The 15,072-nt window shown below is 65.2% G+C and carries 19 protein-coding genes; 9 read left to right on the forward strand and 10 right to left on the reverse strand.

The genetic code is table 11. The features are described 5' to 3' along the window. Window positions 1-144: 144 nt before the first annotated feature. Genes KUW62_RS12585 through KUW62_RS12605 form a run of 5 tightly spaced genes read right to left on the reverse strand, consistent with a single transcriptional unit; the run spans window position 145 to window position 4,677 of the window. A complete protein-coding gene (locus KUW62_RS12585; protein ID WP_224815816.1) occupies window positions 145-525 on the reverse strand; it encodes a hypothetical protein in 381 nt (126 codons plus the stop codon). Between the two features lie 17 nt (window positions 526-542). Beyond that, window positions 543-2,324, reverse strand: a complete 1,782-nt coding sequence (locus tag KUW62_RS12590) for an SLC13 family permease (protein WP_224815817.1) — start codon at window positions 2,322-2,324, stop codon at window positions 543-545. Between the two features lie 59 nt (window positions 2,325-2,383). Further along, window positions 2,384-3,283: a DMT family transporter gene (locus KUW62_RS12595; RefSeq protein WP_224815818.1), complete on the reverse strand. Its 900-nt coding sequence runs from the start codon at window positions 3,281-3,283 to the stop codon at window positions 2,384-2,386. Then, window positions 3,280-4,083 carry a TIGR00282 family metallophosphoesterase gene (locus tag KUW62_RS12600; protein WP_224815819.1) on the reverse strand — a complete coding sequence of 268 codons (804 nt, stop codon included), beginning with the start codon at window positions 4,081-4,083 and terminating at the stop codon, window positions 3,280-3,282. The genes KUW62_RS12595 and KUW62_RS12600 overlap by 4 nt, the downstream gene beginning before the upstream one ends. A 9-nt stretch (window positions 4,084-4,092) precedes the next feature. Beyond that, window positions 4,093-4,677, reverse strand: coding sequence for a 5-formyltetrahydrofolate cyclo-ligase (locus KUW62_RS12605; RefSeq protein WP_224815820.1), 585 nt, complete (start codon window positions 4,675-4,677; stop codon window positions 4,093-4,095). Between the two features lie 75 nt (window positions 4,678-4,752). Between KUW62_RS12605 and KUW62_RS12610 the strand changes: the two genes are divergently transcribed. From KUW62_RS12610 to KUW62_RS12630, 5 genes are all read left to right on the forward strand, one after another. Continuing rightward, window positions 4,753-5,367, forward strand: coding sequence for a VOC family protein (locus tag KUW62_RS12610; protein WP_224815821.1), 615 nt, complete (start codon window positions 4,753-4,755; stop codon window positions 5,365-5,367). Beyond that, a complete protein-coding gene (locus tag KUW62_RS12615; RefSeq protein WP_224815822.1) occupies window positions 5,364-5,834 on the forward strand; it encodes a GNAT family N-acetyltransferase in 471 nt (156 codons plus the stop codon). Before KUW62_RS12610 ends, KUW62_RS12615 begins: the two co-directional genes overlap by 4 nt. A gap of 200 nt (window positions 5,835-6,034) precedes the next feature. Then, entirely contained in the window at window positions 6,035-6,736 is a 702-nt protein-coding gene (locus KUW62_RS12620) for a molecular chaperone DjiA (protein ID WP_224815823.1), read from the forward strand. A gap of 72 nt (window positions 6,737-6,808) precedes the next feature. Further along, window positions 6,809-7,807 (forward strand): endonuclease/exonuclease/phosphatase family protein, encoded by a 999-nt coding sequence (locus KUW62_RS12625; protein WP_224815824.1) that lies wholly within the window; start codon window positions 6,809-6,811, stop codon window positions 7,805-7,807. A gap of 22 nt (window positions 7,808-7,829) precedes the next feature. Beyond that, the gene (locus KUW62_RS12630) at window positions 7,830-8,183 is read left to right on the forward strand and encodes an AAA+ family ATPase (RefSeq protein ID WP_224815825.1); all 354 of its coding nucleotides are present in this window, start codon (window positions 7,830-7,832) and stop codon (window positions 8,181-8,183) included. A gap of 9 nt (window positions 8,184-8,192) precedes the next feature. On the opposite strand, the gene KUW62_RS12635 is transcribed toward KUW62_RS12630, so the two are convergent. After that, window positions 8,193-8,525 (reverse strand): hypothetical protein, encoded by a 333-nt coding sequence (locus KUW62_RS12635; protein ID WP_224815826.1) that lies wholly within the window; start codon window positions 8,523-8,525, stop codon window positions 8,193-8,195. 182 nt (window positions 8,526-8,707) lie between these two features. On the opposite strand from KUW62_RS12635, the gene KUW62_RS12640 reads away from it, so the two are divergent. From KUW62_RS12640 to KUW62_RS12650, 3 genes are read left to right on the forward strand one after another with little or no spacing between them, the layout of a single operon-like run. Next, complete coding sequence (locus tag KUW62_RS12640) at window positions 8,708-10,552, forward strand: M3 family oligoendopeptidase (RefSeq protein WP_370632891.1); 1,845 nt, start codon at window positions 8,708-8,710, stop codon at window positions 10,550-10,552. Next, window positions 10,549-11,028, forward strand: coding sequence for a GNAT family N-acetyltransferase (locus KUW62_RS12645; RefSeq protein WP_224815827.1), 480 nt, complete (start codon window positions 10,549-10,551; stop codon window positions 11,026-11,028). The genes KUW62_RS12640 and KUW62_RS12645 overlap by 4 nt, the downstream gene beginning before the upstream one ends. Further along, window positions 11,025-11,927: a M28 family metallopeptidase gene (locus tag KUW62_RS12650; RefSeq protein ID WP_224815828.1), complete on the forward strand. Its 903-nt coding sequence runs from the start codon at window positions 11,025-11,027 to the stop codon at window positions 11,925-11,927. Before KUW62_RS12645 ends, KUW62_RS12650 begins: the two co-directional genes overlap by 4 nt. Window positions 11,928-11,930: 3 nt before the next feature. Here the strand turns inward: KUW62_RS12650 and KUW62_RS12655 are convergent, their stop codons facing one another. Next, window positions 11,931-12,200: a DksA/TraR family C4-type zinc finger protein gene (locus KUW62_RS12655; RefSeq protein WP_224815829.1), complete on the reverse strand. Its 270-nt coding sequence runs from the start codon at window positions 12,198-12,200 to the stop codon at window positions 11,931-11,933. Window positions 12,201-12,279: 79 nt separating this feature from the next. Here KUW62_RS12655 and KUW62_RS12660 point away from each other — a divergent pair, with 79 nt between their 5' ends. After that, window positions 12,280-13,467, forward strand: a complete 1,188-nt coding sequence (locus KUW62_RS12660) for a dipeptidase (protein WP_224815830.1) — start codon at window positions 12,280-12,282, stop codon at window positions 13,465-13,467. A gap of 99 nt (window positions 13,468-13,566) precedes the next feature. Here the strand turns inward: KUW62_RS12660 and KUW62_RS12665 are convergent, their stop codons facing one another. The 3 genes from KUW62_RS12665 to KUW62_RS12675 form a co-directional block, all read right to left on the reverse strand. Further along, entirely contained in the window at window positions 13,567-13,809 is a 243-nt protein-coding gene (locus KUW62_RS12665; RefSeq protein WP_224815831.1) for a CDGSH iron-sulfur domain-containing protein, read from the reverse strand. A 108-nt stretch (window positions 13,810-13,917) separates the two neighbouring features. Then, window positions 13,918-14,223, reverse strand: a complete 306-nt coding sequence (locus KUW62_RS12670; protein WP_224815832.1) for a DUF4389 domain-containing protein — start codon at window positions 14,221-14,223, stop codon at window positions 13,918-13,920. A 94-nt stretch (window positions 14,224-14,317) separates the two neighbouring features. After that, window positions 14,318-14,695: a hypothetical protein gene (locus KUW62_RS12675; protein ID WP_224815833.1), complete on the reverse strand. Its 378-nt coding sequence runs from the start codon at window positions 14,693-14,695 to the stop codon at window positions 14,318-14,320. Window positions 14,696-15,072 lie beyond the last annotated feature (377 nt).

Below are 15,072 nucleotides of genomic sequence, written 5' to 3' on the forward strand. Positions count from 1 at the left end.
CCGCCCGGGAGGAATGGCTGCGGCTAGCCCGGGTGGCTTCTCATACGCGACGCGGGTGTAGTGCCGCGCCGTCGCGCAGCGGCGGCGCCCCCGGGCGATTTGCCGCAAGGCAAAGCGCAATCCCTCATTACCCCGTAGGTTGCTTCAATCGTCGTCCTCGACAGGGCGCGGGGAGGCGAAGGTCCAGGTATTTCCCGCCGGGCCGTCAATCTCCACCCGCGCGATCGGCGCGATGTCCACGCCGATGCTCGCAAAGACCTGCTCCAATCCAAGCCGGATCGGATTGCCGCTGTCATCCAGTTGGACCCGATAGGGGTAGGGGCTGTCACAGCCCTGCAATGTGCCTTGCCAGCTGCTGCCCGTCGCAGGCGCGGGAGCGGGTCCGATGCAGGTCTGGCGGTTGGACATCGTGACCTCGATTGCGGTCCGGCTCACCTCCACCTGCGTCGGTTGGGCCGGCATGGATGCGCATGCCGCGAGGAGCGAGAGCGTCGGAAGGACAAGAAGGGGCTTTGCGATGCGCATCGAGAAATCCTTTTGGGTCAAAGCGGCCAGATCAGCGGTATCGTGAGGCAGACCACGATGCCAAGGCTCAGGTTAAGCGGGACGCCGACGCGCAGAAAGTCGCTGAAGGCATACCCGCCCGGCCCGTAGACCAGCATGTTGGTCTGGTAGCCGATGGGCGTGGCGAAACAGGCCGAGGCGGCGATCATCACCGCGATCACCATCGGGCGCGGGTCGATGCCCGTCGCCTGGGCCAGGGCAATCGCGATGGGCGCCATGATGACGGCGATGGCGTTGTTGGAGACCAGCTCGGTCAGGATCGAGGTCAGGAAATAGACCGCCCAGATCAGCACGACGGGCGGCATGTCCGAGAGCCAAGGCGCGATGGCGCCCACGATCATTGCGATGGCGCCGGTATGTTCCAGCGCGGCCCCCACGGCGAGCATGGCGAAGATGAGCGCCAGGAGCCGGCCCTCGACAAAGGAAAACGCCTCTTCCGCGTCGATGCAGCCGGTGAGCAGCACGATGGCCACGGCGATCACGGCGAGCGCGAGGATCGGGGCGAGGTTCAGGCCCGCGCAGATCACGATGCCAGCCATGGCCGCGATGGCGATGGGGCTTTTCGCCCGGCGATAGGCGCGTTCGGACGGTTGCGAGACATCGACAAGGTCCATGTCGGCGGCCAGTCGCTGAATGTCGGCCGGATCGCCTTCCAACAGCAGAGTGTCGCCCACGCGCACCACCAGATCGTCCAGTTGCGTGCCGATATTCTGGTTCCGGCGATGCACGGCAAGCGGATAGACGCCGTACCGGCGGCGCAGGCGCAGGTTGCCGAGCGAGCGCCCGATCATCCGGCATCCGGGCGTAATCAGCACCTCCACCGTCGCGGTGGCCACCTGGCTGAGCTTGTCGACGGTCTTGAGGTCCTTGCTCTGCTGTAGGCTCAGAACCTCCGACATTTCCGTGCGCAGGACGACGCGGTCGCCTTCCTCAAGCACCACACCGGCCATGTCGCGGCGCAGCGAAGCATCGCCACGTAGCACGTCGATCAGGCGCATTCCGTCGCGTTTGAAGAGGTCCACCTCATGGGCCGATTGGCCGACAAGCGCGGAGCCCTCGGGCACGGCCACTTCGGTGAAGAATTTCGGGCGCGCGCGGTTGCCGCCCAGAAGGGCGGCCATGGACGAGCGGTCGGGCAGCAATTTGCGCCCGAAGATCAGCAGGTAGAGCATGCCCCATCCGACCACGACAAGGCCGATGGGGGTGACTTCGAAGATGGTGAACGGCTCCAACCCCTGCGCGCGGGCGACGCCGTCGACGAGCAGGTTGGTGGAGGTGCCGATCAGCGTCAGCGTTCCGCCCATGATCGCGGCATAGCTGAGCGGGATCAGGAATTTCGACGGCGACTGGCCGAGGATGCGGGCGATCTGGACGAAGACGGGGATCATGATGACCACGATCGGCGTGTTGTTCATGAAGGCCGACGCGATGGCCACGAAAGCCAGAAGCGACAGGACGGCCAAAGCGGGGCGCGCCTTGGCGTTGGCCTCCGCAAACTTGGTCAGCCGGTCAAGCGATCCCGTGCGCACCAACGCGCCCATGACGATGAACATCGCCGCGATTGTCCAGGGCGCGGGGTTCGACAGGACGGAAATCGCGTTCTCATAGGGCAGAAGGCCCAGGATCAGCAGGGTGGCGCAGCCGCCGATGGCGACGACCTCCGTCGGCCAGCGTTCCCAGAGGAACAGCCCGAACATGGCCAGCAGGATGGCGATGGCGAGGAAACCTTCGCCGGTCTGGGAGAGGGATAGGTCGATCATGGTGCGGCGATCATGGTGGAGTGTGCGGGGGGCGGCAAGCGCGGAGACTGCGCGGCGCGTCACGCCCCCTGATTTGCGCCCTTGCGCGGCTGCACCAGCGCGACGCCGATCAGCATCAGGGCCAGTGCGCCCCAGATCCAGCCGGAATAGGATTCCCCCAAGACCAGCTTGGCCCAGACCACCCCGAAACCGGTCACGAGGTAGCCAACCTGGGATACGAAGACCGCGCCGGTTTGTCCCACGAGCCAGACATAGGTGGCGTAGGCGCTGGTATGGGCCAGCGCGATACCGACGATGGCCCAATCCGCCGGCCCCCAGATCGCGGGCGGGGCGATGAATTCGCCGGTCACAAGCGCCAGCGGCAGGGCAAGGATCGCCCCCAGGATCGACGCGCCCAGAAGAACCTGCACCGCATCGAGGCCCGCGGTGCCCCACTTCGCCACCACGTTGCCCTCCACCGCGTAGAAGAACGGCGCGATCAGGGCGACGGGGAGCCAGATGGCAAGCGACGGGTCGGGCAGGCTGCTGTCCGGCGCGGCGATCATCACGATGGCCCCCAGACCGAGCAACAGACCCACGAAGCGCAGCGTCGAGAAGCGGTCCATCCCGAGCGCCATGGCAATGGGAAAGGCCATCATCGGCACCGTGGCCAGCACGATCGAAAGGATGCCGGAGGGCAGGTGCACCGCCGCGGTGAAGCTGGCCCAGTTAGGCAGGATCGTTCCGATCAACGCGATCATCAGATAGAACCGCAATTGGGCGGGCCCGAGCGGGAGGCCCCTGCCCCGGACCAGGTTGAGCGCGCCCAGAAGCACGCTGCCGATGGCGAATTGCCAGAAGATGATGCCGATGTCGCGGTATCCGTCGGCCACGGCGATCTTCGACAGGGGCTGCGTGATGCCCCAAAGCGCGCCCATGCCGATCAGCAGGATCAGCGGCAGCCAGCGCGTGCGGGTCATGGGGTGCTGGTCTGCAAACGTCCGCCTTCGCGAATCGGCGTGATCCTGGTGGTCTTGCCCGTCTGGTCATCGGTTTCGATCAGGACGCCGGACAATGTCGCCTCCCCCGTTGCGGGGCTGAAGCGGTCCTTGGGCATGCCGGTCAGGAAGCGGCGCAGCGGCTCTGTCTTGTCCATGCCGATGACGGAATTGTAGTCGCCACACATGCCTGCATCCGTCAGGTAACCGGTGCCGCCCGGAAGGATCATCGCATCACCGGTGGGGACATGGGTATGGGTGCCGACAACCAGGCTTGCCCGGCCATCGCAGTAATGTCCCACGGCCATCTTCTCGGACGTCGCTTCCGCATGGATATCGACGATGCGCGCCGCCGCCTGCCCGCCGAGGGTCTTGAGCGCCCCGTCGAGCGCGGAGAACGGATCATCGAAGGGTCGTTTCATGAAGACCTGCCCCAGCGCCTGGGCGACCATAACCTTGCGGCCTTTGACGTCGAACAGCCGCGCGCCCTTGCCCGGCGCGGATTTCGAGAAGTTGAGCGGGCGCAGAACCCGCGGCTCTGCTTCGATGAATTGCAGCATGTCCTTCTGGTCGAAGGCATGATCGCCGAGGGTCAGGCAATCGGCGCCAGCCTCCAGCAACACCTTCGCATGTGCGCCGGAAAGCCCCGCGCCTGAGGTCGCATTTTCCCCGTTCACGATCGCGAAATCGACGCGCCATGCCTCCCGCAGGGGCTTGAGCCGTGTGGTGATCGCGGTCCGGCCCGCGCGGCCCATGACATCGCCGAGAAACAGAATACGCATGGCGTTGGCTTAGGTCGCCTTGGCGGGCGCGGCAAGGGGGCCGTTTTCCGTCACGATCTGATCGAGCGGCTGATCGGTCGGCTCCTGCGGAAGCTCCGCCATCTGCTGTGCGGCATAGGCGAACCCGATGGCGCGGACATGGCCCCTGTCGCGAAGATCGTGAAGCGTGCGGTCATAGAAGCCGCCGCCATATCCCAGCCGATTGAAATGGGTATCAAAGGCCACCAATGGTGCGATCACGATATCGGGTTCCAGCCAAGCGCCATCGGCGGGCACTTCCGCTCCGAACGGGCCATCGACCAGCGCGCAATGGGGGGTCCATTCGCGGAAATCGAGCCGCTCGCCCGGTCCCCGGATCACCGGCACGCAAAGGCGCGCGCCCTGCGCGTGGAGCAGCGTCATGGCCGGGCGGGGATCAATCTCCGTTCGGATGGGAAGGTAGCCCGACACGGTCAGGCTGTCGGAGACCGGGCCGATGACGTCGAGCAGGTGGGACGTGGCCATGCCGATCTTGTCGATGGCGCAGGCATGGGCCGCCTTGCGCGCAGCGAAGGCCGACCTGCGGGCGATGGCTTTGGGATCGTCGTCTTTCATGGCGCCATGTGGCGGAAGCGGGCGCGGTCGCGCAAGATGCTTTCCGCCCCGGCGCGCCTGCGCTAGGACAGACCCATGCTGACCCTGGATCATATCGTGGTGACGAGTTCTGCCTTGGCCGAAGGCGTGGCCGAGACCGAAGCGCGCCTTGGCCAGAGCCTGCTTCCCGGTGGGGAACACGCGGCGATGGGCACCCATAATCGCCTGCTGTCGCTGGGGCCGGAGGAATATTTCGAGGTAATCGCGGTCGACCCCGAGGGGCGCGATCCGGGCCAGCCGCGCTGGTACAACCTGGACGCGCGCGGACCCGGCACCGGGCTGACCCATTGGGCGGCGCGGTGCCCCGATATCGACGCGGCGCTGGCGCAGGCGCCGGAAGGGGCTGGCGTGCCATGGGACTTGGCCCGCGCCGATTTGCGCTGGAAAATGGCGGTGCCGGAGAGCGGGCAGACGCCGTTCGACGGGCTGTTCCCGGCATTGATCGAATGGACGGGGCCGGTCCATCCCGCGCCGTTGCTGCAAGATACCGGCGTGCGGTTGCGAGAATTGCGCCTGCATTCCCCCGTGGCGGATGCGCTGCGCGCGGCCCTGGCGCCCCTGTTAGATGACCCGAGGATCGTCATGCAGGAAAGCGAGACCGTGCGGCTTGAGGCGGTGCTGGATACGCCCGACGGCCCGGTCACGCTATGATCCGGCGGGCGACATCTGAAGATGTGCCGGCGATCCGCGACCTTTGGAACGAGGTGATCCGCGAGACGACGATCACCTTCACCTCCACGCCGAAATCGGAAGCGGAGATCGCGGCGATCGTGGAGGACCAGCCGATGTTCGTGGCACTCGTGGACGGGACGTGTCGCGGCTTTGCCACCTACGGGCCGTTTCGGGGCGGGGATGGCTATGCCCATACGAAAGAGCACGCGATCTATCTTGGTCCGGCAGCGCGGGGTCAGGGGTTCGGGCGGGCCTTGATGGATGTCCTGGAGGCCGACGCAAAGGCCGAGGGTGTGCATTCCCTGATCGGCGGCATTTCCGCGGAGAATGCGGGCGGTCTGGCGTTTCACGGGGCGCTGGGATTCGTGGAGGTCGGGCACGTGCCGGAGGCGGGGCGCAAATTCGGACGCCTCATCGACCTGGTGTTGATGCAGAAGCATCTGTGAAGATGCTGGGGCTTGCAGAAGCGTCTGTGAAGACGCTGGGGCTTGCAGAAGCGTCTGTGAAGACGCTGGGGCCAGCAGACGCATCTGTGAATATGCTGCGGCTTGCCGAATTGTGTTTCAAAGTGCGGAGCGGGCTTTGACGCCGCAGGGCCGCGCTTTCCCCATGACGAAACCGGCCCCGGCGCGCTAAAGCTGTGGCCATGTCGCTCTGGACCCGCATAAGTGAAGCCGTGGCCGCGCTCCGCCAGGGAGAAAGCCTGTCGATGGTGTTCGAGCGGCTGCGCACGCCGCCCGAACGCACGGTCGCCTTCACCATCGCGGTCATTGCGCTGTCCGCGAAGATGGCCAAGGCCGACGGGCGTGTGACCCGTGACGAAGTGGCGGCCTTCCGCGACGTGTTCCATATACCCCCCGAGGACGAGCCGGCCGCCGCGCGGGTGTTCAACATGGCCCGCGAGGACGTGGCCGGGTTCGAGCAATATGCCGGCAGGATCGCCAAGATGTTTCGCATCGACGGCCAGCCCTGCGGCACGGATTCGGTCCTGTGCGACCTGATGGAGGGGCTGTTTCACATCGCCACGGCGGATGGCGAATACCACCCCGCCGAGGATGCTTTCCTGTCGCGCGTGGCGGAGATCTTCGGGATGGAGGATATCGCTTTCCAGCGTTTGCGGATGCGCCACGTGCCGGAATACGCGCCCGATCCGTACAGCGTACTGGGCGTCTCGCCCGACGATGACTTGTCGGACATCCGTGCCGCGTGGCGGGCGGAGGTGTTGCAGACCCATCCCGACCGGATGATCGCCCGCGGTGTCCCGGAAGAGGCGGTGCGGCTGGCCGAGCGGCGGATGCAGGCGGTCAACCGGGCGTGGGAAGACATACAGGCCGCGCGCGCGGCGTGACTGTCCCGCAGCCTCCGGCGGGGATATTTTCGGCACATGGAAGACAGGGCGCGCGCGCGAAAGGATCTCGGGATGCGGATTGCGACCTACAATGTGGAATGGTTTCACACGCTGTTCGATGATGCGGGCGGGCTGTTGCACGATGACGCATGGTCGGCGCGGCGCGATGTGTCGCGCGCGATGCAGATCGACGCGCTTGGGGTGGTGTTCCGGGCGCTCGACGCCGACGCGATCCTGGTTGTGGAGGCGCCCGATTGTTCACGCGGGCGCGACGGGGTGGCGGCCTTGCGCAATTTTGCGCATGCGGCGGGCATTCGGGCGCGCGCGGTTTGCATGGGGTTCCAGAACGATACCCAGCAGGAATTGATGCTGCTCTACGACCCGGATGTGGTGCAGGCCGCCCACGCGCCAAGCGATTTGGGCGCGCCGGGTTTCGAGACGGAGTTTCGCATCGACCTGGATATCGACGCGACCGAGGACGTGGTGCGCTTCTCCAAGCCGCCGCTGGAAGTGGCGCTGGAGACGCCGATCGGACCCCTGCACCTGATCGGGGTCCACGTGAAATCCAAGGCCCCCCACGGCGCGCGGGACGATGACCACGCGATGCGGCTGGCCATCGCCAACCGGCGCAAGCAATTGGCGCAATGCATCTGGTTGCGGGCCCGCGTGGAGGCGCATCTGGAGGCGGGCACGCCCCTGATCGTGGCGGGGGATCTGAATGACGGGCCGGGTCTGGATGAATACGAGGCGCTCTTCGGGCGCTCCGGTCTTGAGATCGTGATGGGAAGCGGGGCGGCGGCGGGGCGGCTGTTCGACCCTCACGGCGCCCGGGCGCTGCAATCGCGGCTGTCCGCCATGCCGACAACGGCGCGATTTTTTCTGCGCCACGAGGGGCGGTACCTTCAGGCCTTGCTGGATTACATCATGGTATCCCCCGATCTGAGGACAAAAGCGCGGCGCTGGCATATCTGGCACCCGTTCGATGACCCGGCCTGCTGGGGGGACGCGGCCTTGCGCGATGCGTTGCTGACGGCATCGGACCATTTTCCCGTTTCCCTTGATCTGGGATAGGGGCAGGCCCCATCTTTGGGCCATGAAACATTTCATTTCGACGATGGCCGTGGCCGGGATGCTTGCGATTGCGGCACCCGCCGCGGCGCAGGACGATGGCGGAGATGTCAGCGAGGGCCTTGGCCTTCTGGGCGAGGGGACGCGCCTGATCCTCGAAGGGCTGATGGAGGAGATGCGTCCGATGCTGGAGGAGGCGCGGCCCTATTTCGAGGAAGAGGTGCTGCCGTTCCTGGATCGGATGGGCGAATTGATGGACGATTTCACCTCCTACGAGTTGCCCGAGCGCCTGCCCAATGGCGACATCATCATCCGCCGCTCCCCCGATGCGCCGGAATTCCAGCCCGGTGTCACGGGTGAGGGCGACGTGGAGTTGTAGGCGCGACGTTTAGCGGTAGTCATCCGCGTTCAATTCTTGCAGCGTCTGGCGGACCCGCCGCACGCAATCCTCGTCATTTTCGCATCGGACCGTCCGGTTTCTGACCTGGACCTCCAGAAAGCGGTTTGCGCGCTCCGAGCCGAAACCCGGTCCGGTCCGGCCGTCCTCGATCCAGAGGTGGGTCACGTTCGTGACGAGAAAATTCGTCCCGTCGACGGTAATGATACCGCCATCCTCGCGGATGGTCTGGTCGGGCCGCTGCGACAGGAGTGGCAAGCTCCCATCGGTCGGCGTGACAAAGCCTTCGCATCCGGCAAGCAAGAGGATTCCAGCCAAGGCCATGGCGCAAGTTGAATGTGACATTGAAAATCACCCCTCTCCCAGTCTCGGTGCCTTTCGTGCGCACCGCACTGCCCCACCCCATACCATATCTTGCTGCGCTTTTCATTTTTCGAGGTGACGGATTGCGATCCCGGCTTCGGCCACCCTATGTAGATGCGGAAAGCTACCCAATGAGGATTTACATGTTGCATCGCTCGTTCCGTCCAATCGAAGCCCCGCGTGACGCCGCCGCCGAAGCCGGGGGGATGCCCTTGGGGGACTTGCCGGAATGGGACCTCAGTGACCTGTATGCCGGGGAAGACGCGGCGGAGTTGAAGCGCGATCTGGATTGGCTGGAAGAGGCCTGCCGGTCCTTTGCGGCGGATTACGAGGGCAAATTGGCCGATCTGGATGCGGCGGGCCTTCTGGACTGTACGCTGCGCTATGAGAGGATCGACGTGATCGCCGGGCGCGTCATGTCCTTCGCGGGCCTGCGCTATTACCAGAAGACGACCGACGGTGCGCGGGCCAAGTTCATGTCCGACATGCAGGACAAGATCACGAATTTTACCACGCCGCTGGTGTTCTTCAGCCTGGAATTCAACCGGATCGAGGACGCGCATTATGATGCGATGATGGCAGAAAACGCCGACCTGGGCCGCTATAAGCCGGTCTTTGACCGGATGCGGGCGATGAAGCCGTACCAATTGTCGGACGAGTTGGAGAAGTTCCTGCACGACAAATCGGTCGTGGGGGCAAGCGCGTGGAACAAGCTGTTTGATGAGCAGATCGCGGGGCTGTCGTTCGAGGTCGATGGCGAGGCGATGGGGATCGAGGCGACGCTGAACCTGCTGACCGACAGCGATCGGGACCGGCGGGAAGCGGGCGCGCGGGCGCTGGCCGACAAGTTCGCGGAGACGGCGCCCTTATTCGCGCGGGTGCACAACACGCTTGCCAAGGAAAAGGAAATCCACGACCGCTGGCGCGGATTGCCGAGCCCGCAGATGGGCCGCCACCTGTCGAACCACGTGGAGCCGGAGGTGGTGGAGGCGCTGCGCAATGCGGTCGTCGCCGCCTATCCGCGCCTGAGCCACCGGTATTACAAGCTGAAGGCCAAGTGGATGGGCTTGGACACCCTGGAGGTCTGGGACCGCAACGCGCCCCTGCCGATGGAAGAGGATCGGCTGGTCGGCTGGGACGAGGCGCAGCGCGTCGTGTCAGAGGCCTATGCGGCTTTCGATCCCCGGATGGAGGAGCTGGCGCGGCCCTTCTTCACCGATGGCTGGATTGATGCGGGCGTGAAGGAGGGCAAGGCGCCCGGTGCCTTCGCGCATCCCACGGTCAGCGAGGTGCACCCTTACGTGATGCTCAACTACCTCGGCAAACCGCGTGACGTGATGACGCTGGCTCATGAGTTGGGGCATGGCGTGCATCAACGGCTGGCGGCAGGTCAGGGTGAGTTGCTGTCCTCCACCCCGCTGACGCTGGCCGAGACCGCGAGCGTGTTCGGGGAGATGTTGACCTTCCGCAAGATGCTGGCCGAGGCCAAGGATGACGCAGCGCGCAAGGTGATGCTGGCGGGCAAGGTGGAGGACATGATCAACACCGTCGTGCGCCAGATCGCGTTCTACGATTTCGAGTGCAAGCTGCATGACGCACGCCGTGCGGGGGAGTTGACGGTCGATGACATCAACGCGCTGTGGATGTCTGTGCAGGGCGAAAGCCTTGGCCCCGTGTTCAATTTCATGGACGGGTACGAGACCTTCTGGGCCTATATCCCGCATTTCGTGCATTCGCCCTTTTACGTCTACGCCTATGCGTTCGGCGACGGCCTCGTGAATGCTTTGTATGCGGTCTATGCCGAGGGGGCGGCCAATGGGGAAACCGGCTTCGAGGAGAAGTATTTCGACATGCTGAAGGCGGGCGGGTCGAAGCATCACAAGGAGCTTCTGGAACCCTTCGGCCTGGATGCCAGCGACCCGGCGTTCTGGGACAAGGGCCTGAGCATGATCGAAGGCTTCATCGACGAATTGGAAGCGATGGATTGAGCAGGGCCGTTTCCCTGGCCCGGATCTTGGCGGATGATCGGGCGCGCTACGCCGACATCGCCGTCTTGCCGGAGCAGGAGGTGTATTGCGGCACCGTGGCGGAGGCGTTTGCGGAGAACCCGGCGCGTTTCGACCTGCACGGGATTTTCGAGGGAGACGTCCCGGTGGGGCTGTTCAAGATCGACCGGGCGTATCACTACAACATCCCCATCTGCGCCAGGGATGCGCTGGGGCTGCGCGCCTTCATGATCGACCACGCGCATCAGGGCCGAGGGATTGCGACGGCGGCGGTCCGGGTGATGAAGGCCCATCTGGCGGCGGAATATCCTGACCGGCCTTGCGTGGACCTGACCGTCAACCACCGGAACATTGCGGCGCGGGCGTGCTATCTGAAAGGCGCGTTCGAGGATACGGGCGAAGATTGGCTGGAGGGACGCGCGGGGCCGCAGGATCTGCTGAGGATGCGCCTGAGATGATGGACCGGCGGATGGTTCTGGCGGGGGCAGCCGCGCTTGCCGCCCGACCGGTATGGGCGCAGGGCGATCCGATCGCGGCGCTGGTGGATCAGGTGCGGCCCGCCATGCTGGAATTCGTGATCCAGACCCTGACCGCTTTTCCGACCCGCTTCACGGACCATCCCGATTTTCCCGCCGTCGAGGCCGAGATGGCGCGGATCATGTCGACGGAGGCCGCCCCTGCGCGCCGACAGAGTTTTGACATGCCATCGGGCAAGACGCGCGCGAATATCGTGGCGGGCGATGTGATGGACCCGCGCGGGATCATCCTACTGGGCGCCCATTACGACAGCATCTCGGAAGCGCCGCTGAGGCGTGCGCCGGGGGCAAATGACAACGCGACCGGCGTGGCGGCGATGCTGATGGCCTATGACGTGCTGACGGGGGCGGGCCTGGACAAGGGCGTGGTGGCCGTGGCCTTCGCAGGAGAGGAGCAGGGCTTTGTCGGCTCAAGCGCCTGCGCGCGGATCGCGACGGCCGAGGGATGGCCGGTGGAGATGATGATCAACCTCGACATGTTGGGCTGGCGTCCGCCTGATCCGGCCACCCCGATGATCGTGGAATACGACATGGGCAACGCGGTACCGGGCAATGATGCGGCCGCCGCGCAATTCGGGCGATTGATGGCCGAAGCCGCCGCCGACTACACGACATTGACCACCACCCATACCGATATCTGGGGCAGCGATTACATGCCGTTCGAGGCGGCGGGGTTTCCGGCGGTCGGGCTTTACGACGGCGGGGCCGAAAGCCCGCGCAACCATACCACCACCGACATCGCGCAGGCCCTGGACATGTGGCGCCTTCACCAAGCCACGCAGATCGTCGTCGCGTCGGTCGCCCGCTACGCCGGGCTTTGACGCCTATTTCAGCTGTGAATCCTTGGAGCCGCGCCGGTTGATGCCGCCGCGCATCTCGGGCCGGGCATCGCGGTCGCTGGCGCAGTCGATGCAGAGCTTCACACCGGGGAGCGCCTTGCGCCGCGCCTCGGGGATCGGTTCGTCGCAATCGGCGCAATGGGTGAGGCTTTCGCCCGTCGGACCCTTGGTGGCGCGCATCCGGGCCAGTTCATCGTTGATGGAGGCTTCGATCTGCTCGCTTACCGCACCGTCTTTCGCCCATCCGCCGGCCATGGCCCTTCTCCCGTCACGTCGCCCTTGCGCAGGTGTTACACCTGTTTAACCTGAGCCCGAACGACGGGAGGTTCAAGACATGCGCAGCTTCGGAAAATGGTTAGGACGTTTTTTGCTGGTCTGCATCGCGGCACTTGTCGCGTTCCTGATCTTCGCGCCGGGTTACGTCGAAGCGGAGCGGAATGCCGTGAACTGGCAAGGCCCCTATTCCGTGTCCGACGAGGCCGCCGCCCTGCATGAGACACTGGTCATCGGGGATTGGCACGCCGACAGCCTGCTGTGGAACCGCGACCTGACGGAGCGGGGCAATCGCGGCCATGTGGATGTGCCGCGCCTGTTGGAAGGCAACGTGGCCGTGCAGGTTTTCACCGCCGTCACGAAAAGCCCGGCGGGGCAGAATTACCACGAGAACTCGGCGGATGCGGCGGACAACATCACCCTTCTGGCCATCGGACAGCTTTGGCCACCGCGGACCTGGGACAGTCTGGTGGAGCGGGCGCTTTACCAGGCGGAGCGGTTGCACGGCTTTGCCGACGCCTCGGATGGGGCATTGAGGGTGATTACGGATGCGGCCGGGTTGGAGGCCCTGCTGGCGGACCGCGCGAGCGGCGCAGCGGTGGTCGGCGGGATCCTCGGGATCGAAGGGGCCCACGCGCTGGAGGGGCATATGGCGAACCTCGACCGGTTGGAGGACGCGGGCTATCGCCTGGTCGGGCTGCACCATTTCTTCGACAATGAACTGGGCGGGTCGCTTCACGGGGTGGGCGACCGGGGCCTGACCGATTTCGGACGCGCGGTCGTGGAGGAGGTCGTGGCGCGCGGCATGATCCTGGACCTTGCCCATTCCTCCGAACAGGTGGCGCGCGAGGTGGTGGAGATGACGGATATCCCCCTGATCGTCAGCCATACCGGCCTGCGGTCGGCCTGCGATGCCCACCGGAATTTCCCCGATGACCTGATGCGGTTGATCGTGGAGAACGGGGCCGATCAAGGCGGCGGCGTGATCGGGATCGGCTATTGGGCGGATGTGACCTGCGATGACAGCCCCGACGGGGTGGCGCGGGTGATCATGGCCGCGATTGACGTGCTTGGCGTCGAACACGTCTCTCTCGGGTCGGATTATGACGGGTCGGTCACGGTGGGGTTCGACACGTCCGAACTTGCCGCACTGACCGATGCCCTGTTGCGCGCGGGCGCAACGGAGGACGAGGTGCGGGCCGTAATGGGCGGAAACATGATGCGGGTCTTGCGAGCGCGGCTGGACTAGCGCGACCCCGACAGGGCGACCGTGTGCAAGGTTGCACAGACGGCTGATTCATTGAAAACGCAGGCAATTCTGCGAGGCTAACGGACCACACCCAGATGCCTAGAGCGTGCTGTGAGACCCATCACAAAGCGGCGCGTTAGACGTCGCTTTGCAGCCGCAGAAGAACGCAGTGCCGTCCTCCTCGGCGGTGTATTTCAGGGGCGCGAACGCTGATCCCTGGTGGGACCCGTCGCAAAAGGGCTGCGCGCCGGATTGGCCGCAGGTACACCAGAAATAGGTTTTTCCGGCCTCCACCTTCACGGGATAGGGGGCTTTCTGGGCGATCTTGGGGGCGTCGGACATCCGCTGGCTCCTTGCTGGCGCGATTGCGTGCGAGGATGGGCGGCGCGGGGCCGTTCGGTCAATCACAGACCGCGCAGGCCGCCCGTGCGGACATGCACGGCGCGGCCGTCAGTCGAGGTCGGTCCACGGCCAGGGCTTCACCTCCGACGCCGCGGTCTGGTAGCGCGTGGCCTTGGCGATCCAGATGCCGAGATCGGTGCCGAAATCGGCCAGCCTCTCGTTCGGTTCCCCCTTGGAGGCGGCCATGACGATGAACTGGATCACGGTCACGGCGGTCAGGATTGTGTTGGCAAGGCTGAGCATCACGGCGATCAGAACGATGTAGAGCAACCGTTGCAGCAGCGGATCGCGGTCACTTGCGGGCTGTTCGCCGTTCAATCGGCCGTCCAGATTGGCGTCATCGTTGCGGGCCATGGCATCCTCTCCCACGCATCTACGGGGGACAGCCTACTGGGTTCGCGGTGCATGGGCCAGACGTTGACCGAGCCCATATGCGGGGAATTTTGCCTCAGGCCGCCTCAGCCTGGGGGGCGGGTTGAAGGCCATGGGCCGCGCGCATCATCGTGGTCAGCGCCTGGTCGAGCCCCGATTGCAGGCCCGCGCGCATATCCGGCACCTCGGCGGTGACATCGTTCAACATTTCGTCCAGCACCCCGTGGAGCGCGAAATACGTGCGGGGCGAGGCACCGGCCCCGCGCAAGGCCCGGGCCATCTCCTCCAACGCTGCGCGCGTGGCGGCATCGGAGGGGTGCAGCGCCGCATCGAAGACCACGCCCGCAAGATCCGCCCAAATCGCGGCGACGGGCGCACCGCATTCCATCACCACGCGGGCGTGGTAACGGTTGGAACCGATCGCGGGACGAAAAGCGTGGATCATCTTGGTCATGGTTAAGGCACTTTCGGACGGGGCGTTTGTCGGGATCATCATGGCCTGCGGGGCGCGGGGCAGAAAGGCACGGGAAACCTTACCTGCGTGCCGGGCCCTATCCGGCACCATTACGACAGGGGCTTGAAGAGGCGAAATCCGCCCGCGCGATGCTTTGCACGGGTATGCGTCACGAAGGTCCAATAGGAGGATTGCAGTTTCATGGCGGTCGGTCCCTTTTGAAATGTCGGTTGGGCAAATGAAGGGGACGATTATAAGGCCCCCACCCTATGGTCCAAGTCGGGAGAACCTTACCAGATTGATCGTTAAGCCGCGGTTAAGCACGATGCGGAAAATGCGAAACGGCCCGCACCGGGGGGACCGGGCGGGCCGTTTGC

The organism is Hasllibacter sp. MH4015, assembly GCF_020177575.1.
Classification (GTDB): Bacteria; Pseudomonadota; Alphaproteobacteria; order Rhodobacterales; family Rhodobacteraceae; genus Gymnodinialimonas.

Excerpts from the sequence above, each read along its gene's own strand:
- KUW62_RS12595 (WP_224815818.1), bottom strand. The coding sequence starts at position 3,283 with ATGACCCGCACGCGCTGGCTGCCGCTGATCCTGCTGATCGGCATGGGC.
- KUW62_RS12635 (WP_224815826.1), bottom strand. The coding sequence starts at position 8,525 with ATGGCCTTGGCTGGAATCCTCTTGCTTGCCGGATGCGAAGGCTTTGTC.
- KUW62_RS12630 (WP_224815825.1), top strand. The coding sequence starts at position 7,830 with ATGAAACATTTCATTTCGACGATGGCCGTGGCCGGGATGCTTGCGATT.
- KUW62_RS12605 (WP_224815820.1), bottom strand. The coding sequence starts at position 4,677 with ATGAAAGACGACGATCCCAAAGCCATCGCCCGCAGGTCGGCCTTCGCT.
- KUW62_RS12650 (WP_224815828.1), top strand. The coding sequence starts at position 11,025 with ATGATGGACCGGCGGATGGTTCTGGCGGGGGCAGCCGCGCTTGCCGCC.
- KUW62_RS12600 (WP_224815819.1), bottom strand. The coding sequence starts at position 4,083 with ATGCGTATTCTGTTTCTCGGCGATGTCATGGGCCGCGCGGGCCGGACC.
- KUW62_RS12610 (WP_224815821.1), top strand. The coding sequence starts at position 4,753 with ATGCTGACCCTGGATCATATCGTGGTGACGAGTTCTGCCTTGGCCGAA.
- KUW62_RS12640 (WP_370632891.1), top strand. The coding sequence starts at position 8,708 with ATGTTGCATCGCTCGTTCCGTCCAATCGAAGCCCCGCGTGACGCCGCC.
- KUW62_RS12625 (WP_224815824.1), top strand. The coding sequence starts at position 6,809 with ATGCGGATTGCGACCTACAATGTGGAATGGTTTCACACGCTGTTCGAT.
- KUW62_RS12655 (WP_224815829.1), bottom strand. The coding sequence starts at position 12,200 with ATGGCCGGCGGATGGGCGAAAGACGGTGCGGTAAGCGAGCAGATCGAA.
- KUW62_RS12660 (WP_224815830.1), top strand. The coding sequence starts at position 12,280 with ATGCGCAGCTTCGGAAAATGGTTAGGACGTTTTTTGCTGGTCTGCATC.
- KUW62_RS12615 (WP_224815822.1), top strand. The coding sequence starts at position 5,364 with ATGATCCGGCGGGCGACATCTGAAGATGTGCCGGCGATCCGCGACCTT.
- KUW62_RS12665 (WP_224815831.1), bottom strand. The coding sequence starts at position 13,809 with ATGTCCGACGCCCCCAAGATCGCCCAGAAAGCCCCCTATCCCGTGAAG.
- KUW62_RS12585 (WP_224815816.1), bottom strand. The coding sequence starts at position 525 with ATGCGCATCGCAAAGCCCCTTCTTGTCCTTCCGACGCTCTCGCTCCTC.
- KUW62_RS12590 (WP_224815817.1), bottom strand. The coding sequence starts at position 2,324 with ATGATCGACCTATCCCTCTCCCAGACCGGCGAAGGTTTCCTCGCCATC.
- KUW62_RS12675 (WP_224815833.1), bottom strand. The coding sequence starts at position 14,695 with ATGACCAAGATGATCCACGCTTTTCGTCCCGCGATCGGTTCCAACCGT.
- KUW62_RS12670 (WP_224815832.1), bottom strand. The coding sequence starts at position 14,223 with ATGGCCCGCAACGATGACGCCAATCTGGACGGCCGATTGAACGGCGAA.
- KUW62_RS12620 (WP_224815823.1), top strand. The coding sequence starts at position 6,035 with ATGTCGCTCTGGACCCGCATAAGTGAAGCCGTGGCCGCGCTCCGCCAG.